A 14,756-nucleotide genomic window follows, 5' to 3' on the forward strand; every position below is an offset into this window, starting at 1 on the left:
GGTGCATCCCCTTTTTTGTGCTTCCAGGCTCTCGATTAGCCCCGCGCTGACGACATGAGCGGGGCGTAGGAGCAACTGTCTTTCTCTGAAAGTCCGTGCCTGGAATTTCCCTCTACCTAACTCTGGCTGCGCGCCCTCTCCCTTCGGAGCGGGGCGCGCAGCCAGGGCGTGGGGAGAGGGTTGGGGCCCGTGTAGAGTTTCCAGGTAGGAGCGGACTCTGTCCGCGATGACTTCCGGCGCGATGCGAATCTATCGCGGACAAAGTCCGCTCCTACGAAAGAGGCGGGTCCGTAGTGTAAGAACAATAAAAAAGGGGATGCAGATGCATCCCCTTTTTCAGATCAGGAAGCTATCAGCTGTGGTGTTTTTCCACCACGGAGCCTTCTTCTTCCTCGGTCTTCTCGGCTTTGTCGCCTTCAGCCTCTTCGGCTGCCGGTTGCTCGGTGGCTTCAGCAGCTTCGTTCACGACTTCGGCTTCGGCGGCCTCGATAGTGACTTCAGTCGCCGGCTCGACCACGACTTCGGCTTCCACGACAGCGGTCTCTTCGGCCACGGCTTCGGCCGAAGGAGCCTGCTCGACCTGCGGGGCAGCAGCTGCAGCTGCTGCGGCTTCGCGGGCGGCGCGTTCCTGGCGACGACGCTCACGCGGGTCGTTGGAGGCACGGCCAGTGGCATTGGCTGCTACTGCCGGGGCATCTTCTTCGGCAGGTGCCGGAGCTGTAGCCGGAGCTTCTTCGGCGGTAACCGAAGCTTCCACCTGAGGCTCTTCAATCCGTTGGATGACGGCCTCGATCACAGTTTCAACAGCCGGGCTCGGCGCTTCTTCCGCCACGACCGATTCGGCAGCAGCTTCAACGGCTTCGTTGGCGGTCGCTTCTACTGGCTCGGCAACCTGTTCCACGGGCTTGGCCAGGAACTCGATGGTGTGCTCCAGGGCGCTTTCGGTACGAACGGCTTCAACCACGCCGGACTCGAGCGGCTGAACGTCGGCCTGAGTTTGGACAGTGGACGGCTCCTGCTCGGCAGCAGCTTCGGCTACGGCAACGACGGTAGCGGCGGCAGCGACCATGGCGGCGGGCGACGGAGTTTCAGAGGCAGTGCCTTCGGCGCTCACTTCGCCTTCAACACCATCGACGCCGGCTTCACGCTGACGTTCGCGGCGGTTGCTGCGGCGGCGCTGGCCACGGGAACGGCGACGCGGACGCTCGTCATCCGAGCCTTCGTCGTCCTGTTGATCCAGCAGCTCCTCGTTCGGCAGCTCTTCGGCTTCCAGGGCAGCGGCATCACGGGCCTGACGGTCCTCGCGCGGCTGACGCTCTTCGCGGGGCTGGCGCTCGGTGCGCTCGCCACGCGGCTGGCGCTCTTCACGCGGCTGACGTTCGGCACGCTCTTCACGAGGTTGGCGATCTTCGCGTGGCTGACGCTCAGCCCGCTCTTCACGGGGCTGGCGCTCTTCGCGCGGCTGACGCTCGGCGCGTTCTTCACGAGGCTGACGCTCCTCACGCGGCTGACGCTCGGCGCGCTCTTCACGGGGCTGGCGCTCCTCGCGTGGCTGGCGTTCGGCGCGCTCTTCGCGCGGTTGACGCTCCTCACGCGGCTGGCGCTCTTCGCGGGCTGGGCGCTCGGCACGCTCGCCTCGCTCGTCGCGACGACCACGCTCTTTGCGCTCGTCGTCACGACGACCGCCGTCGCGACCGTCACGGCGACGGTTCTGCTGGCGACCGTTGCGGCGCTCGCCCTGGCTTTCGCCACGCTCGGCGGCCGGCTTGGTGGCGGCTGCAACCGGAGCTTGTTCGGGCTTGCTGCCGGCGAACAGGCCAACCAGCGACTTCACCAGGCCTTGGAACAGGCTCGGTTCCGGCATGGGTTTGGTGGCTTCGACGACCGGTGCTTCAGCGGCAGTCTGCTGCGGTGCAGGAGTCTGCGGGGAAACGGTCTTCACCGCGGCTTCCTGGCGAACCAGGGTGCGGGTGGCGCTGACCGGCTGAACTTCCTCGTGCTCTTCCGGAGCCATCTCGTAGCTGGCGTGACCGGTCAGAAGCTCGGGGTTGTCGTCGCGCAGGCGCTGAACTTCGAAGTGCGGGGTTTCCAGGTGGTCGTCCGGCAGGATGAAGATGCGCGCGCGGGTGCGCAGTTCGATCTTGGTGATGGCGTTGCGCTTTTCGTTGAGCAGGAAGGCGGCAACCTGGAACGGCACGCGCGCACGAACTTCGGCGGTGCGGTCCTTCAGCGCTTCTTCCTCGATCAGGCGCAGGATGGCCAGCGACAGGGATTCGACGTCGCGGATGATGCCTTGGCCGTTGCAACGCGGGCAGACGATGCCGCTGGTCTCGCCCAGGGACGGACGCAGGCGCTGACGGGACATTTCCAGCAGGCCGAAGCGTGAGATGCGGCCAACCTGTACGCGGGCACGGTCGGCTTCCAGAGCTTCGCGGACGCGTTCTTCCACGGCGCGCTGGTTCTTGGCCGGGGTCATGTCGATGAAGTCGATGACGATCAGGCCGCCGATGTCACGCAGGCGCAGCTGGCGGGCGATTTCCTCGGCCGCTTCCAGGTTGGTCTGCAGGGCGGTTTCTTCGATGTCGCCGCCTTTGGTGGCGCGCGCCGAGTTGATGTCGATGGACACCAGGGCTTCGGTCGGATCGATGACGATGGAGCCGCCCGACGGCAGCTTCACTTCGCGCTGGAAGGCGGTTTCGATCTGGCTCTCGATCTGGAAGCGGTTGAACAGCGGAACGCTGTCCTGGTACAGCTTCACCTTGCTCGCGTACTGAGGCATGACCTGCTGAATGAAGTTCAGCGCTTCGTCCTGGGCCTCAACGCTGTCGATCAGTACTTCGCCGATGTCCTGGCGCAGGTAGTCGCGGATGGCGCGGATGATGACGTTGCTTTCCTGATAGATCAGGAACGGGCCGCTGCGCTCGCCGGAGGCGTCCTTGATGGCACCCCACAGTTGCAGCAGATAGTCCAGGTCCCATTGCAGCTCTTCGGAGCTGCGACCCAGGCCCGCGGTGCGGACGATCAGGCCCATGTCGCCGGGAACGGTCAGGCCGTTCAGGGCTTCACGCAGCTCGTTGCGCTCTTCGCCCTCGATGCGACGGGAGATGCCGCCAGCACGCGGGTTGTTGGGCATCAGCACCAGATAGCGACCGGCGAGACTGATGAAAGTGGTCAGGGCGGCGCCCTTGTTGCCACGCTCTTCTTTCTCGACCTGGACGATGACTTCCTGGCCTTCGCTCAGGACGTCCTTGATGTTGATGCGGCCTTCAGGGTTCTTCTTGAAGTATTCGCGAGAGATTTCTTTGAGGGGGAGGAAGCCGTGGCGTTCGGCGCCGAAGTCGACGAATGCGGCTTCGAGGCTCGGCTCGATGCGGGTGATGCGGCCTTTGTAGATGTTGGCCTTCTTCTGCTCGCGCGCACCGGACTCGATGTCCAGGTCGAACAGGCGTTGGCCGTCTACCAGCGCGACACGCAACTCTTCGGGTTGAGTTGCGTTGATCAGCATTCTTTTCATGTAGTACCAATGGTTTCCGGGGCCACCGGAAACGGCGATCGGCACACACGACTCTCACGGTCGGTGCTAAGGCACGTACTCAGGAATGGCGGACCATTCCAGTGTCCAGCGGCAGCAGGATAAATCTGCTGTGCCGCGACTACGTTTCCTGCTTGTCGAGTAAGAACAAGCACTCATCAGGAGGAGGAATTAGCTGTCAGATGCGGACGATAAGTGCGTCTACGTTCAAGGCAGGCGTTCAAGGCATGAACGCAACGCAATCCGACAGTTGTGCATCTCCGCCCTGCACATTTCCCTAAGAGCCGGGTGCCACTCGCTGAATCCGGGAGCGGGGTTGGCTTTTATCACGACTACCTTGGTGGTCGTGGTCATGTCTCAAGGCCTGGGTTTCGAGGCGCTGTCGGCGCGAGAATCGCTCGGGCCGTTGCAACGCTTCCGGGGACTGCCTCGTGTCCATTCAATGTGTTTGCAGGCGGTTGGGGGATGGCGATTTCGCGATCATCCGCAGGCCTGGCCACTTTTGGCGGCCTCCCGAATATAGCAGCAATGATTAAGTGCTTCAATTGAATGAAAAATTGTTATTATATCCGCATGACAAATCCCGCCCCTCCGACTTCCGGCGTTCAGCTGCTTGAAGTCGCGCCGGAGTATGCCGGCCAACGAATCGACAATTTCCTCCGCACCCAGCTCAAGGGCGTGCCCAAGACCCTGATCTACCGCATCCTTCGCAAGGGTGAGGTGCGGGTCAATAAAGGTCGCATCAAGCCCGAGTACAAGCTGCAGGCTGGCGATGTGATACGCGTGCCGCCGCTGCGTCTGGCCGAGCGCGATGAGCCGGTACCGCTGGCCCAGGGCCTGCTGGAGCGGCTGGAGGCCGCCATTGTCTTCGAAGACAAGGCGCTGATCGTGGTGAACAAACCGACCGGAATCGCCGTGCACGGCGGCAGCGGCCTGAGCTACGGAGTTATCGAGGCGTTCCGTCAGTTGCGCCCGGAGTGCAAGGACCTGGAGCTGGTGCATCGCCTGGATCGTGATACGTCCGGCCTGCTGATGATCGCCAAGAAGCGCAGCATGTTGCGCCACCTGCACGACGCCCTGCGTGGCGAGCGCATCGTGGACAAGCGCTACCACGCCCTGGTTCGTGGCAACTGGCCGGCGGCGAAGAAGCAGATCGCTGTGCCGCTGCTGAAGAACAACCTGCGCTCGGGTGAGCGAGTGGTCGAAGTGAATCCCGAAGGCAAGGAAGCGCTGACCGAGTTCAAGGTGCTGCGCCGCTTCGGTGACTTTGCCACGCTGGTCGAGGCGCGTCCGATCACCGGTCGTACCCACCAGATTCGTGTGCACGCCAAGCACGCCGGCCACTCCATTGCTGGTGACCCCAAGTACGGCGATGAAGACTTCTCCCGCGAAATCCGCGAGCTGGGCGGCAAGCGTCTGTTCCTGCACTCGGCCTACCTGCGCGTGCCGTTGCCTGATGGCGGTGTGCTCGAGTTGGAGGCGCCGGTGGACGAAGTCTGGCAGCGCACCGTGGAGCGCCTGGATGCGTGAGTATTCCCTGCTGATCTTCGACTGGGATGGCACGCTGGTGGATTCCATCGGCCGTATCGTCGAGGCGATGCGGGTTGCGGCGATCGGTTCCGGCCTGCCGGAGCGCAGCGAGGCGGCGATCAAGGGCATTATCGGCCTGGGGCTGCCGGAGGCCATTCAGACCCTGTACCCGGAAGTGGAAGAGGGCGAGCCGCTGGATCGCTTCCGCCTTGATTACGGTAATCACTACCTGAGCCTGGAGGTGCAGCCTTCGCCGCTGTTCCCGGGCGTCGCTGAGGCCATGGCCGAGTTTCGCGGGGCTGGCTACCAGCTGGCCGTCGCTACCGGCAAGAACCGCCGTGGGCTGGATCGCGTACTGGCGGGGCAGGGGTGGACCGATTTCTTCGATATCACCCGTGCCGCCGACGAGTCGGCGAGCAAGCCGGATCCGCGCATGCTGCATGAGATTCTTGAGCATTGCCGGGTCGATGCCCGCGATGCGCTGATGGTGGGCGATTCGCCCTTCGATCTGGAAATGGCGCGCCGCGCCGGCATGGATTCGGTGGCGGTGGGCTATGGTGCTCAGTCGCTGGAGATCCTTCGGGAGTATGCTCCGGCGCTGGAAGTTGATCATTTCAATGAATTGCGCGCCTGGCTGGCCGGGCGTTCGGTCAAACCGCTGCTTAAGGTAGGCAACTGATGTCGGATGAATGGAAGGCGGGCGATAGCAAGGCTGCTCAAGCCTCGGCGGGTGACGACAAGAGCTGGAAGTTGCTGGAGAAGGCCGTGCTGGCTGGCGTCCAGGAGCAGCGTCGGTCGCGTCGCTGGGGTATTTTCTTCAAGTTGCTGACCTTCGTTTACCTGTTCGGCGCGTTGGCGTTGTTCAGTCCTTTCGGTGGCCTGTCCAAGTCCGCCTCGCGTAGCGCCAGTCATACGGCGCTGATCGAGGTGAAAGGCATGATCGCCGACAATGAGCCGGCCAGTGCCGACAATATCGTCGGTGCGTTGCGTTCGGCGTTCGAGGATGCTGGCACCAAGGGCATTGTCCTGCGTATCAATAGTCCGGGCGGCAGTCCGGTGCAGTCCGGTTATGTTTACGATGAGATCAAGCGCCTGCGCGGTGAGCATCCGGATATCAAGGTCTACGCGGTGATCAGTGATCTGGGCGCTTCCGGTGCCTATTACATCGCGAGCGCAGCGGATGAGATCTATGCGGACAAGGCCAGCCTGGTCGGTTCCATTGGTGTGACGGCGGCGACTTTCGGCTTCGTCGGCACCATGGGGAAGCTGGGTGTGGATCGCCGCATCTATACCTCGGGCGAGCACAAGGCGTTCCTGGATCCGTTCCAGCCGCAGAAGGCGGATGAAACGGCCTTCTGGCAGCAGGTGCTGGATACCACTCACAAGCAGTTCATCGATGTGGTGAAGAAGGGGCGCGGCGATCGCCTGAAAGACAAGGATCATCCGGAGCTGTTCTCCGGTCTGATCTGGTCTGGCGAGCAGGCACTGCAGTTGGGTCTGATCGATGGCCTGGGCAGTACCAGCTACGTGGCGCGCGAGATCATCAAGGAGAAGGAAATCGTGGACTACACCGTCCAGGAAACCGCCTTCGACCGCTTCACCAAGAAGCTGGGCGCCAGCGTCGCCGAGCGCATGGCGATGTGGATGGGCTGGCAGGGGCCGGTCCTGCGCTGAGTGCGCGCCCTTATATAAAGAAGGAAAAAGGCCTGGCGATTGCCGGGCCTTTTGTTTTTCGATGGGGCGTCAGGGGATTTGCACCTGTTCGGCCAGCAGCATGTCCACCAGGCAAATCAGTGGCAAGCCTACGAGGCTGGTGGCGTCTTCGCCCTCGGTGGCTCGGAACAGGCTGACGCCCAGGCCTTCGGCCTTGAAGCTGCCGGCGCAGTCGAAGGGTTGTTCGGCTTCCAGGTAGCGGCGAATGCGTGCGTCGTCGAGATCGCGGAAATGCACGGTGAAGGGTACGCAGCTGATCTGGGCTTTGCCGCTCTGGCTGTTGAGCAGGCAGAGGCCGGTCAGGAAGCTGACGCTCTCGCTGCTGGCGGCTCTTAGTTGTTCGGTGGCGCGCTCGATGTCATGCGGTTTTCCGAGGATTCGGCCGCTGCATACGGCAGCCTGGTCCGAGCCGATGATCAGGTGGTTGGGGTAGTGCTGTGCCAGGGTGCGCGCTTTGCTTTCCGCCAGTCGGCGCACCAGGTGTTCGGCGCTTTCGCCGGGTAGCGGGGTTTCGTCGATGTCGGGGCTCGCGCATTCGAATGGCAGGCGCAGTCGCTGCAGTAATTCGCGGCGGTAGGGTGAGCTGGAGGCGAGGATCAGAGGCAGCATGGAGAATTCCTTTGGAGCGACGGCGGGATTCTAGCGAAAAGGGCTGTCCATACAGCGGTTTATGGCTAATTTCCTTTGACAGCTTCGGGGGCGTCCCTATAATGGCGCGCTTATGTTGAATGGACCGATTCCACCTCACGTTGATCCGCGCAAGCTGGTAGAGCGCGCCGCCACCCTCGAAGGTGTGCTGCCGATCGCCAGGATGCCACGTCTCAGCGAGCAACTGACCAGCAGCGACGGCGATGTTCACGCGAAGTTTTCCTTCTTCCGTGATGCGCAGAAGCTGGCGGTCATGCACGTCGAGCTCAACGCCGAGGTGAGCATGGTATGCCAGCGCTGTCTCGAAGCGGCTAAATTCCAGGTGGGTGGTGCGTATGATTACGTCATCATCCCGGAAGGCAAGTCGATCGAAGATCTGCCCAGTGGCTACGATGCGCTGGAAGTGGGGGAAGATCCCCTCGACCTGACTTCGCTGGCTGAGGATGAGTTGCTGCTCGCCTTGCCCATCGTGCCGGTCCATGACCCTGAGGATTGCCAGCAGCCGGTGGGATACGCTACAGCGCCCGAACCGAGCGAGAACGTCGAAGAGCGGCCCAATCCGTTCAGCGTACTGGCGCAGTTGAAGCGTGACCCAAACGTTTAGGAGTTAATCAATCATGGCTGTTCAGCAGAACAAAAAATCCCGTTCCGCTCGTGACATGCGTCGTTCGCACGATGCCCTGGACGCGAGCGCTCTGTCCGTGGAAAAGAGCACTGGTGAAGTTCACCTGCGCCACCACGTTTCCCCGGACGGTTTCTATCGCGGCCGCAAGGTCGTAGACAAAGGCTCTGACGAGTAATCTTTGTCCGCACCAATCATCGCGATTGATGCAATGGGTGGGGACTACGGTCCCCACTGCATTGTTCCGGCCTGCATTTCCTTTCTGGCCGAGTATGCATCCCTCCAGCTGGTCCTTGTCGGCCAAGCTTCTCTGATAGAAGAGCATCTGCGCGGCCTTTCCTCGGTCGAGCGTCAGCGCCTTCATGTCCACCACGCCAGCGAAGTCATCACGATGGACGAACGTCCGTCCCAGGCATTGCGCGGCAAACCTGATTCCTCCATGCGTGTTGCCCTCGAGCTGGTTCGTGATGGCAAGGCCCATGCCTGCGTCAGTGCCGGCAATACCGGTGCGCTGATGGCGTTGTCCCGCTACCTGTTGAAAACTTTGCCCGGCATTGATCGTCCGGCGATGGTGACGGCTGTGCCGACGCAGAGCGGCCACTGCCATCTGCTCGACCTGGGGGCTAATGTCGATTGCAGTGCAGAGCACCTTTACCAGTTCGCTGTCATGGGGGCCGTGGCGGCGGAGTCGTTGGGCAAGAGCAATCCCCGGGTCGCGCTGTTGAATGTCGGCACCGAAGACATCAAGGGCAACCAGCAGGTGAAGCTGGCGGCCAGCCTCCTGCAACAGGCTCGTGGCGTGAATTACGTCGGCTACATCGAAGGCGACGGCCTGTATCGCGGACTGGCGGATGTGGTGGTGTGCGACGGTTTCGTCGGCAACATCCTGCTCAAGTCCAGCGAGGGGCTGGCGGCGATGGTCGCTGCGCGTCTGGAGGAGCTGTTCAACTCCAGCCTGCCGGCCAAGGCGGTCGGCCTGATGGCGATGCCGTTCCTGCGTCGGCTGCGTGGCGAACTCACGCCGTCGCAGCACAATGGCGCGAGTTTCCTGGGTTTGCAGGGTATCGTGGTGAAGAGTCACGGCAGTGCGAAAGAGGAGGGCATCCAGAGCGCATTGCGCCGCGCGTTACTGGAAGTTCGCGAGAATCTGCCCCAGCGGCTGCATGGCCGCCTGGAACATCTGCTCTAATGTGTGACCGCGGCCCTCGGGCCGTCATCCAACTGTCAGTTCAATACGCCAGGCTTCCGCCGGCGCTATCCATTTGACGACACAGACAAAAGGGACCTGTTGCAATGTCCGCATCCCTCGCCTTCGTATTCCCCGGCCAAGGTTCGCAGTCGCTCGGCATGCTCGCTGAGCTGGGTGCACAGCACGCCATTGTGCGCGATACCTTCGCCGAAGCCTCCGCCGCCCTCGGCTACGATCTTTGGGCCCTCGTGCAGGAGGGGCCGGAAGAGCGCCTGAACCAGACCGACAAGACCCAGCCCGCCATTCTCACGGCCTCCATTGCCCTGTGGCGCCTGTGGCAGGCCGAAGGTGGCGTGCAGCCGGCTTACGTCGCCGGTCATAGCCTGGGCGAATATTCCGCACTGGTCGCTGCTGGCAGCCTGGCCTTCGCCGATGCAGTGAAGCTGGTCGAGCGCCGCGGCCAACTGATGCAGGAAGCCGTTCCTGCCGGCACTGGCGGCATGGCCGCTATTCTCGGCCTGGAAGACGCTGATGTGCTTGCCGCCTGCGCCGAAGCGGCCCAGGGCGACGTGGTCAGTGCTGTGAACTTCAACGCCCCTGGTCAGGTAGTGATCGCCGGTGCGGCCCAGGCCGTCGAGCGCGCCATTGAGGCGTGCAAGGCGCGTGGCGCCAAGCGCGCCATCGCGCTGCCGGTCAGCGTGCCGTCGCACTGCGAACTGATGCGTCCGGCTGCCGAGCGTTTCGCTGAAGCCGTCGAAGCTGTCCAGTGGCAGATGCCGCAGATTGCGCTGGTGCAGAACGTCACCGCACAGGTTCCCGCCGACTTGGCGTCGCTCAAGCGTGACTTGTTGGCACAGCTCTACAGTCCGGTCCGTTGGGTCGAGAGCGTCCAGTTGCTGGCAGAAAAAGGTGTCACCGATCTGGTCGAGTGCGGCCCGGGCAAGGTGCTGGCTGGTTTGAACAAGCGTTGCGCCAAGGGCGTGACCACCCACAACCTGGACTCCGCGGACGCCTTCGGTGCAGCCCGCGCGGCTCTGGCTTGAACAGGAGATATGGCATGAGTCTGCAAGGTAAGGTTGCGCTGGTTACCGGCGCGAGCCGTGGTATCGGTCAAGCTATCGCGCTGGAACTGGGTCGCATGGGCGCCACCGTGGTTGGCACTGCCACCAGTGAGTCCGGCGCGCAGAAAATTTCCGCGTACCTCAAGGAAAACGGCATCCAGGGTTCGGGCATGGTCCTGGACGTCTCCAACGACGAGTCCGTGACCGCCGTTGTCGAAGCCATCCAGAAGGAATCCGGCGCACCGGCTATCGTCGTCAATAACGCAGGTATCACCCGCGATAACCTGCTGATGCGCATGAAAGACGACGAGTGGTTCGATGTGGTCAATACCAACCTCAACAGCCTCTACCGTCTGTCGAAAGCCGTCCTGCGCGGCATGACCAAGGCTCGCTGGGGTCGCATCATCAATATTGGCTCCGTCGTTGGTGCCATGGGCAACGCTGGGCAGACCAACTACGCCGCTGCCAAGGCCGGTTTGGAAGGCTTCACCCGTGCCCTGGCACGCGAAGTCGGTTCCCGTGCTATCACTGTCAACGCGGTTGCTCCGGGCTTCATCGACACCGACATGACCCGCGAACTGCCCGAGGCTCAGCGTGAAGCGCTTCTCGGTCAGATTCCGCTGGGTCGACTGGGACAAGCCGAAGAGATCGCCAAAGTGGTAGCATTCCTCGCTTCCGAGGGCGCAGCTTATGTAACGGGTGCCACGGTACCGGTGAATGGCGGAATGTACATGAGCTGATGTGACGAGTTCCTTCGTGGCGATGTCCTATGCGCTGTCTAAAATTCTCCACGCATAGACGTTGGAATAGACAGAGCATCTGGATTGCCGGGAAGGGGCATCAGCGTTCAGCTTGAAATGCAGAAAACCCTTTATATACACTTACCCGCAGCCCAGCTGTACGGATTGTCCATAGGAGTGAAAACAAGGTATGAGCACCATCGAAGAACGCGTCAAGAAGATCGTTGCTGAGCAACTCGGCGTTAAGGAAGAAGAAGTCACCAACAGCGCTTCCTTCGTCGAAGACCTGGGCGCCGACTCCCTTGACACCGTTGAGCTGGTGATGGCTCTGGAAGAGGAATTCGAGACCGAAATCCCCGACGAGCAAGCCGAAAAGATCACCACCGTTCAGGAAGCCATCGACTACATCGTTGCCCACCAGGCATAAGACGTAGTCGTCGGCTCCCCGACGAAAGAAGCCGCACGGCCTGCAAAGGCGTGCGGCTTTTCTTTAACGCCGGCTTCTGCCGGCGTTATTGCCGTGAAACACATGAGAGGAAGTCACAGTGTCGCGTAGACGCGTAGTCATCACTGGCATGGGTATGTTGTCGCCCTTGGGTGTGGATGTGCCGAGCAGTTGGGAAGGCATTCTCGCCGGGCGCAGCGGTATCGCCCCGATCGAACACATGGACCTGTCCGCCTTTGCCACCCGTTTCGGCGGCTCGGTGAAAGGGTTCGACGTCGAGCAATACATGTCCGCCAAGGAAGCTCGCAAACTCGACCTGTTCATCCAGTACGGCCTGGCCGCCAGCTACCAGGCGGTGCGCGATTCCGGCCTGGAAGTCACCGATGCCAATCGGGAGCGCATTGGCGTTGCCATCGGTTCGGGTATCGGCGGCCTGACCAACATCGAAAACACCTGTCGTTCGCTGTTCGAACAGGGCCCGCGGCGTATCTCGCCGTTCTTCGTGCCCGGCTCGGTCATCAACATGGTTTCCGGATTCCTGTCGATCAACCTTGGTCTGCAGGGGCCCAACTACGCTATCACCACGGCCTGTACCACTGGCACCCACAATATCGGCATGGCCGCGCGCAACATCGCCTATGGCGACGCTGACGTGATGGTGGCCGGCGGCGCCGAAATGGCGGCCTGTGGTCTGGGTATTGGCGGTTTCGCGGCAGCCCGCGCGTTGTCCACCCGCAACGACGAGCCGACCAAGGCCAGTCGTCCGTGGGACCAGGATCGCGATGGCTTCGTACTGTCCGACGGCGCCGGTGCGCTGGTGCTGGAAGAGCTGGAACACGCCAAGGCCCGTGGCGCGCACATCTACGCTGAAGTCGTTGGCTTCGGCATGAGTGGCGATGCCTTCCACATGACCGCTCCGCCGGAAGACGGCGCCGGTGCTGCGCGCTGCATGAAGGCCGCGCTGCGCGATGCCGGGCTGAACCCGGAGCAGGTCGACTACATCAACGCCCACGGCACCTCGACACCGGCCGGTGACATCGCGGAAATCGCTGCGGTGAAGTCGATCTTCGGCGACCACGCCTATCAGCTGTCGATGAGCTCCACCAAGTCCATGACCGGCCACCTGCTGGGTGCCGCCGGCGCGGTCGAGGCGATCTTCTGCGTGCTCGCCCTGCGCGATCAGGTAGCTCCGCCGACCATCAACCTGGATAACCCCGGCGAAGGCTGCGACCTCGACCTGGTCGCGCATCAGGCCAAGGAGCGTCCGATCGACGTGGCCCTGTCCAACTCCTTCGGCTTCGGTGGCACCAACGGCTCCCTGGTGTTCCGCCGGTTCCACGGCTGATGCTGAGCTGGATCGACGGCCAGAACGCCGAGGCCCTGTCCGCGCGTGATCGCGGGCTGGCCTACGGCGATGGGCTGTTCGAGACCCTCCGCGTGTCCGCAGGCCGACCGCGCCTGCTGGCACGTCATCGGGCAAGGCTGGAGGAGGGCGTTCGGCGCCTGTCCCTGCCAGTCTCTCTCGATCTCGTCGAAGACGAACTCCTGCGTTTTTCCGCCTTGCTCGGCGATGGCGTTGCCAAGCTGATGCTGACCCGTGGTGACGGCGCGCGCGGCTATGCCCCGCAGGCCGATGCCCAGGTGCGCCGCCTGCTGCTGGCATCGCCTGCGCCGACCTACCCGGCGGAGAACTGGGAGGAGGGTGTGCAGCTCTTCCCCTGCAGCGCCCGCCTGGCCGAGCAGCCGTTGCTCGCCGGCCTCAAGCACCTCAATCGCCTGGAGCAGGTCCTGGCTCGCGCCGAGTGGAGCGACCCCGCCTTTGCCGAAGGATTGATGCGTGATGTTTCCGGGCGAATCGTCGAGGGCGTGTTCAGCAACCTGTTCCTGGTGAAACAGGGTGAACTGATCACCGCCGAACTCAGCCGCTGCGGCGTCGCCGGTGTGATGCGTGCCGAAATCATCGAGCGCGCCCGCGAGCAGGGTCTGCCGGTCATCGTTCGCGACATCGAGTCCAGCGAACTGGCGCAGGCCGCTGAGGTCTTTCTCTGCAACAGTCTCTACGGTATCTGGCCGGTGCGCAGCTTTGCCGAGCACGCTTGGCCGGTCGGGCCGCTGACCCGTAAACTGCAGGGCCAACTCCGCGAACTTCTGGATTTCTGATACGTGATACGCAAATTGCTGGTGCTGCTGGAAGGCGGTCTGCTGCTGGCCGGGCTTGTGCTGGGGCTGGCGGCCTGGGAACAGCAGCGTGCGCTGCAGCAGCCGCTCCAGCTCACCGAGGAGCGTCTGCTCGACGCTCCCAGTGGCGCCACTCCCGGCCGCCTGCTGACCCGACTGGAGGACGAGGACGTCCTGCATGGCGGCTTCTGGCTGCGCCTGTACTGGCGCTTCAACCTGGCGGGTGAGGCGCTGCATAGCGGCGAGTACCGGCTCACTCCGGGCATGACCGCCGCCCAGTTGCTCGATCTGTGGCGCGAAGGCGATGTGGTGCAATACGGCCTGACCCTGGTGGAAGGCTGGAATTTCCGCCAGGTCCGCGAGCTGCTCGCCCGCCAACCCAAGCTGGATCAGACGTTGAATGGCCTGAGCGACGCCGAGGTCATGGCCAGGCTCGGTCAGCCTGGCGTCTTCCCGGAAGGCCGCTTCTTCCCTGATACCTATCGCTTCGTCCGTGGCACCAAGGATGTCGACATCCTCAAGCACGCCTACCAGCGCATGGACAGCATCCTCGCTGAGGAGTGGGACAAGCGTGCGCAAGACCTGCCCTACAAGGACTCCTACCAGGCGCTGATCATGGCTTCGCTGGTGGAGAAGGAGACCGGCGTGCCTCAGGAGCGCGGCCAGATCGCCGGCGTTTTCGTGCGCCGCTTGCAGAAGAACATGCTGCTGCAGACTGATCCGACCGTCATCTACGGCATGGGTGAGCGCTATGCCGGCAAGATCACCCGCGCCGACCTGCGCACGCCGACGCCGTACAACACCTATGTGGTCGCCGGCTTACCGCCGACGCCCATTGCGCTGCCTGGTCGCGAGGCCATCCACGCCGCGCTCAACCCGGTGGCGGGGCAGAGCCTGTACTTCGTTGCCCGTGGCGATGGCAGCCACACCTTCTCCGACAACCTCGACGACCACAACAAGGCCGTCCAGGAGTTCCAGATCAAGCGTCGCGCCGACTATCGTTCCAGCCCGGCGCCCGTCCCGCTGCCGGCCCAGGCGCCGGAAGCCGACGTACCCGCCGCAGAACCTCCTGCAGCGCAGTAGCCCGACAAGACAAGG

14 protein-coding genes are annotated in these 14,756 nt (G+C 62.9%); 12 read left to right on the plus strand and 2 right to left on the minus strand.

What is annotated here, in order from left to right; translation table 11 throughout:
- Positions 1–352: 352 nt before the first annotated feature.
- Positions 353–3,514, minus strand: a complete 3,162-nt coding sequence (gene rne, locus CTR55_RS11100; protein ID WP_296286095.1) for a ribonuclease E — start codon at positions 3,512–3,514, stop codon at positions 353–355.
- A gap of 591 nt (positions 3,515–4,105) precedes the next feature.
- On the opposite strand from rne, the gene rluC reads away from it, so the two are divergent.
- From rluC to CTR55_RS11115, 3 genes are read left to right on the plus strand one after another with little or no spacing between them, the layout of a single operon-like run.
- The gene (gene rluC, locus CTR55_RS11105) at positions 4,106–5,062 is read left to right on the plus strand and encodes a 23S rRNA pseudouridine(955/2504/2580) synthase RluC (protein WP_296286097.1); all 957 of its coding nucleotides are present in this window, start codon (positions 4,106–4,108) and stop codon (positions 5,060–5,062) included.
- Complete coding sequence (locus CTR55_RS11110) at positions 5,055–5,741, plus strand: HAD-IIIA family hydrolase (protein ID WP_296286099.1); 687 nt, start codon at positions 5,055–5,057, stop codon at positions 5,739–5,741. The genes rluC and CTR55_RS11110 overlap by 8 nt, the downstream gene beginning before the upstream one ends.
- Positions 5,741–6,736: a S49 family peptidase gene (locus CTR55_RS11115; RefSeq protein ID WP_296286100.1), complete on the plus strand. Its 996-nt coding sequence runs from the start codon at positions 5,741–5,743 to the stop codon at positions 6,734–6,736. Before CTR55_RS11110 ends, CTR55_RS11115 begins: the two co-directional genes overlap by 1 nt.
- 69 nt (positions 6,737–6,805) lie before the next feature.
- Here the strand turns inward: CTR55_RS11115 and CTR55_RS11120 are convergent, their stop codons facing one another.
- Complete coding sequence (locus tag CTR55_RS11120) at positions 6,806–7,384, minus strand: nucleoside triphosphate pyrophosphatase (protein ID WP_296286102.1); 579 nt, start codon at positions 7,382–7,384, stop codon at positions 6,806–6,808.
- 112 nt (positions 7,385–7,496) lie between these two features.
- Between CTR55_RS11120 and CTR55_RS11125 the strand changes: the two genes are divergently transcribed.
- The 9 genes from CTR55_RS11125 to mltG all read left to right on the plus strand — a co-directional run bounded on the left by CTR55_RS11125 (position 7,497) and on the right by mltG (position 14,741).
- Complete coding sequence (locus CTR55_RS11125) at positions 7,497–8,027, plus strand: YceD family protein (protein ID WP_296286104.1); 531 nt, start codon at positions 7,497–7,499, stop codon at positions 8,025–8,027.
- A 13-nt stretch (positions 8,028–8,040) separates the two neighbouring features.
- On the plus strand, positions 8,041–8,223 hold the full coding sequence (rpmF, locus tag CTR55_RS11130; RefSeq protein ID WP_184586892.1) for a 50S ribosomal protein L32: 183 nt from the start codon (positions 8,041–8,043) through the stop codon (positions 8,221–8,223).
- Between the two features lie 3 nt (positions 8,224–8,226).
- On the plus strand, positions 8,227–9,234 hold the full coding sequence (gene plsX, locus CTR55_RS11135; protein ID WP_296286106.1) for a phosphate acyltransferase PlsX: 1,008 nt from the start codon (positions 8,227–8,229) through the stop codon (positions 9,232–9,234).
- 104 nt (positions 9,235–9,338) lie between these two features.
- On the plus strand, positions 9,339–10,277 hold the full coding sequence (gene fabD, locus CTR55_RS11140) for an ACP S-malonyltransferase (RefSeq protein ID WP_296286107.1): 939 nt from the start codon (positions 9,339–9,341) through the stop codon (positions 10,275–10,277).
- Positions 10,278–10,291: 14 nt separating this feature from the next.
- A complete protein-coding gene (gene fabG, locus CTR55_RS11145) occupies positions 10,292–11,035 on the plus strand; it encodes a 3-oxoacyl-ACP reductase FabG (RefSeq protein ID WP_296286109.1) in 744 nt (247 codons plus the stop codon).
- A gap of 190 nt (positions 11,036–11,225) precedes the next feature.
- Positions 11,226–11,462 carry an acyl carrier protein gene (gene acpP, locus CTR55_RS11150; protein WP_015477931.1) on the plus strand — a complete coding sequence of 79 codons (237 nt, stop codon included), beginning with the start codon at positions 11,226–11,228 and terminating at the stop codon, positions 11,460–11,462.
- A 118-nt stretch (positions 11,463–11,580) separates the two neighbouring features.
- On the plus strand, positions 11,581–12,825 hold the full coding sequence (gene fabF / locus CTR55_RS11155) for a beta-ketoacyl-ACP synthase II (RefSeq protein ID WP_296286111.1): 1,245 nt from the start codon (positions 11,581–11,583) through the stop codon (positions 12,823–12,825).
- The gene (gene pabC, locus CTR55_RS11160; protein ID WP_296286112.1) at positions 12,825–13,640 is read left to right on the plus strand and encodes an aminodeoxychorismate lyase; all 816 of its coding nucleotides are present in this window, start codon (positions 12,825–12,827) and stop codon (positions 13,638–13,640) included. The genes fabF and pabC overlap by 1 nt, the downstream gene beginning before the upstream one ends.
- A 6-nt stretch (positions 13,641–13,646) precedes the next feature.
- Entirely contained in the window at positions 13,647–14,741 is a 1,095-nt protein-coding gene (gene mltG, locus CTR55_RS11165; protein WP_296286519.1) for an endolytic transglycosylase MltG, read from the plus strand.
- Positions 14,742–14,756: the final 15 nt, after the last annotated feature.

Source organism: Pseudomonas sp. (assembly GCF_002796985.1).
GTDB lineage: Bacteria > Pseudomonadota > Gammaproteobacteria > Pseudomonadales > Pseudomonadaceae > Pseudomonas.

Bases quoted from the DNA above. Each gene is read 5' to 3' on its own strand.
- rne (WP_296286095.1), bottom strand. From the start codon at position 3,514: ATGAAAAGAATGCTGATCAACGCAACTCAACCCGAAGAGTTGCGTGTC.
- rluC (WP_296286097.1), top strand. From the start codon at position 4,106: ATGACAAATCCCGCCCCTCCGACTTCCGGCGTTCAGCTGCTTGAAGTC.
- CTR55_RS11110 (WP_296286099.1), top strand. From the start codon at position 5,055: ATGCGTGAGTATTCCCTGCTGATCTTCGACTGGGATGGCACGCTGGTG.
- CTR55_RS11115 (WP_296286100.1), top strand. From the start codon at position 5,741: ATGTCGGATGAATGGAAGGCGGGCGATAGCAAGGCTGCTCAAGCCTCG.
- CTR55_RS11120 (WP_296286102.1), bottom strand. From the start codon at position 7,384: ATGCTGCCTCTGATCCTCGCCTCCAGCTCACCCTACCGCCGCGAATTA.
- CTR55_RS11125 (WP_296286104.1), top strand. From the start codon at position 7,497: ATGTTGAATGGACCGATTCCACCTCACGTTGATCCGCGCAAGCTGGTA.
- rpmF (WP_184586892.1), top strand. From the start codon at position 8,041: ATGGCTGTTCAGCAGAACAAAAAATCCCGTTCCGCTCGTGACATGCGT.
- fabD (WP_296286107.1), top strand. From the start codon at position 9,339: ATGTCCGCATCCCTCGCCTTCGTATTCCCCGGCCAAGGTTCGCAGTCG.
- fabG (WP_296286109.1), top strand. From the start codon at position 10,292: ATGAGTCTGCAAGGTAAGGTTGCGCTGGTTACCGGCGCGAGCCGTGGT.
- acpP (WP_015477931.1), top strand. From the start codon at position 11,226: ATGAGCACCATCGAAGAACGCGTCAAGAAGATCGTTGCTGAGCAACTC.
- pabC (WP_296286112.1), top strand. From the start codon at position 12,825: ATGCTGAGCTGGATCGACGGCCAGAACGCCGAGGCCCTGTCCGCGCGT.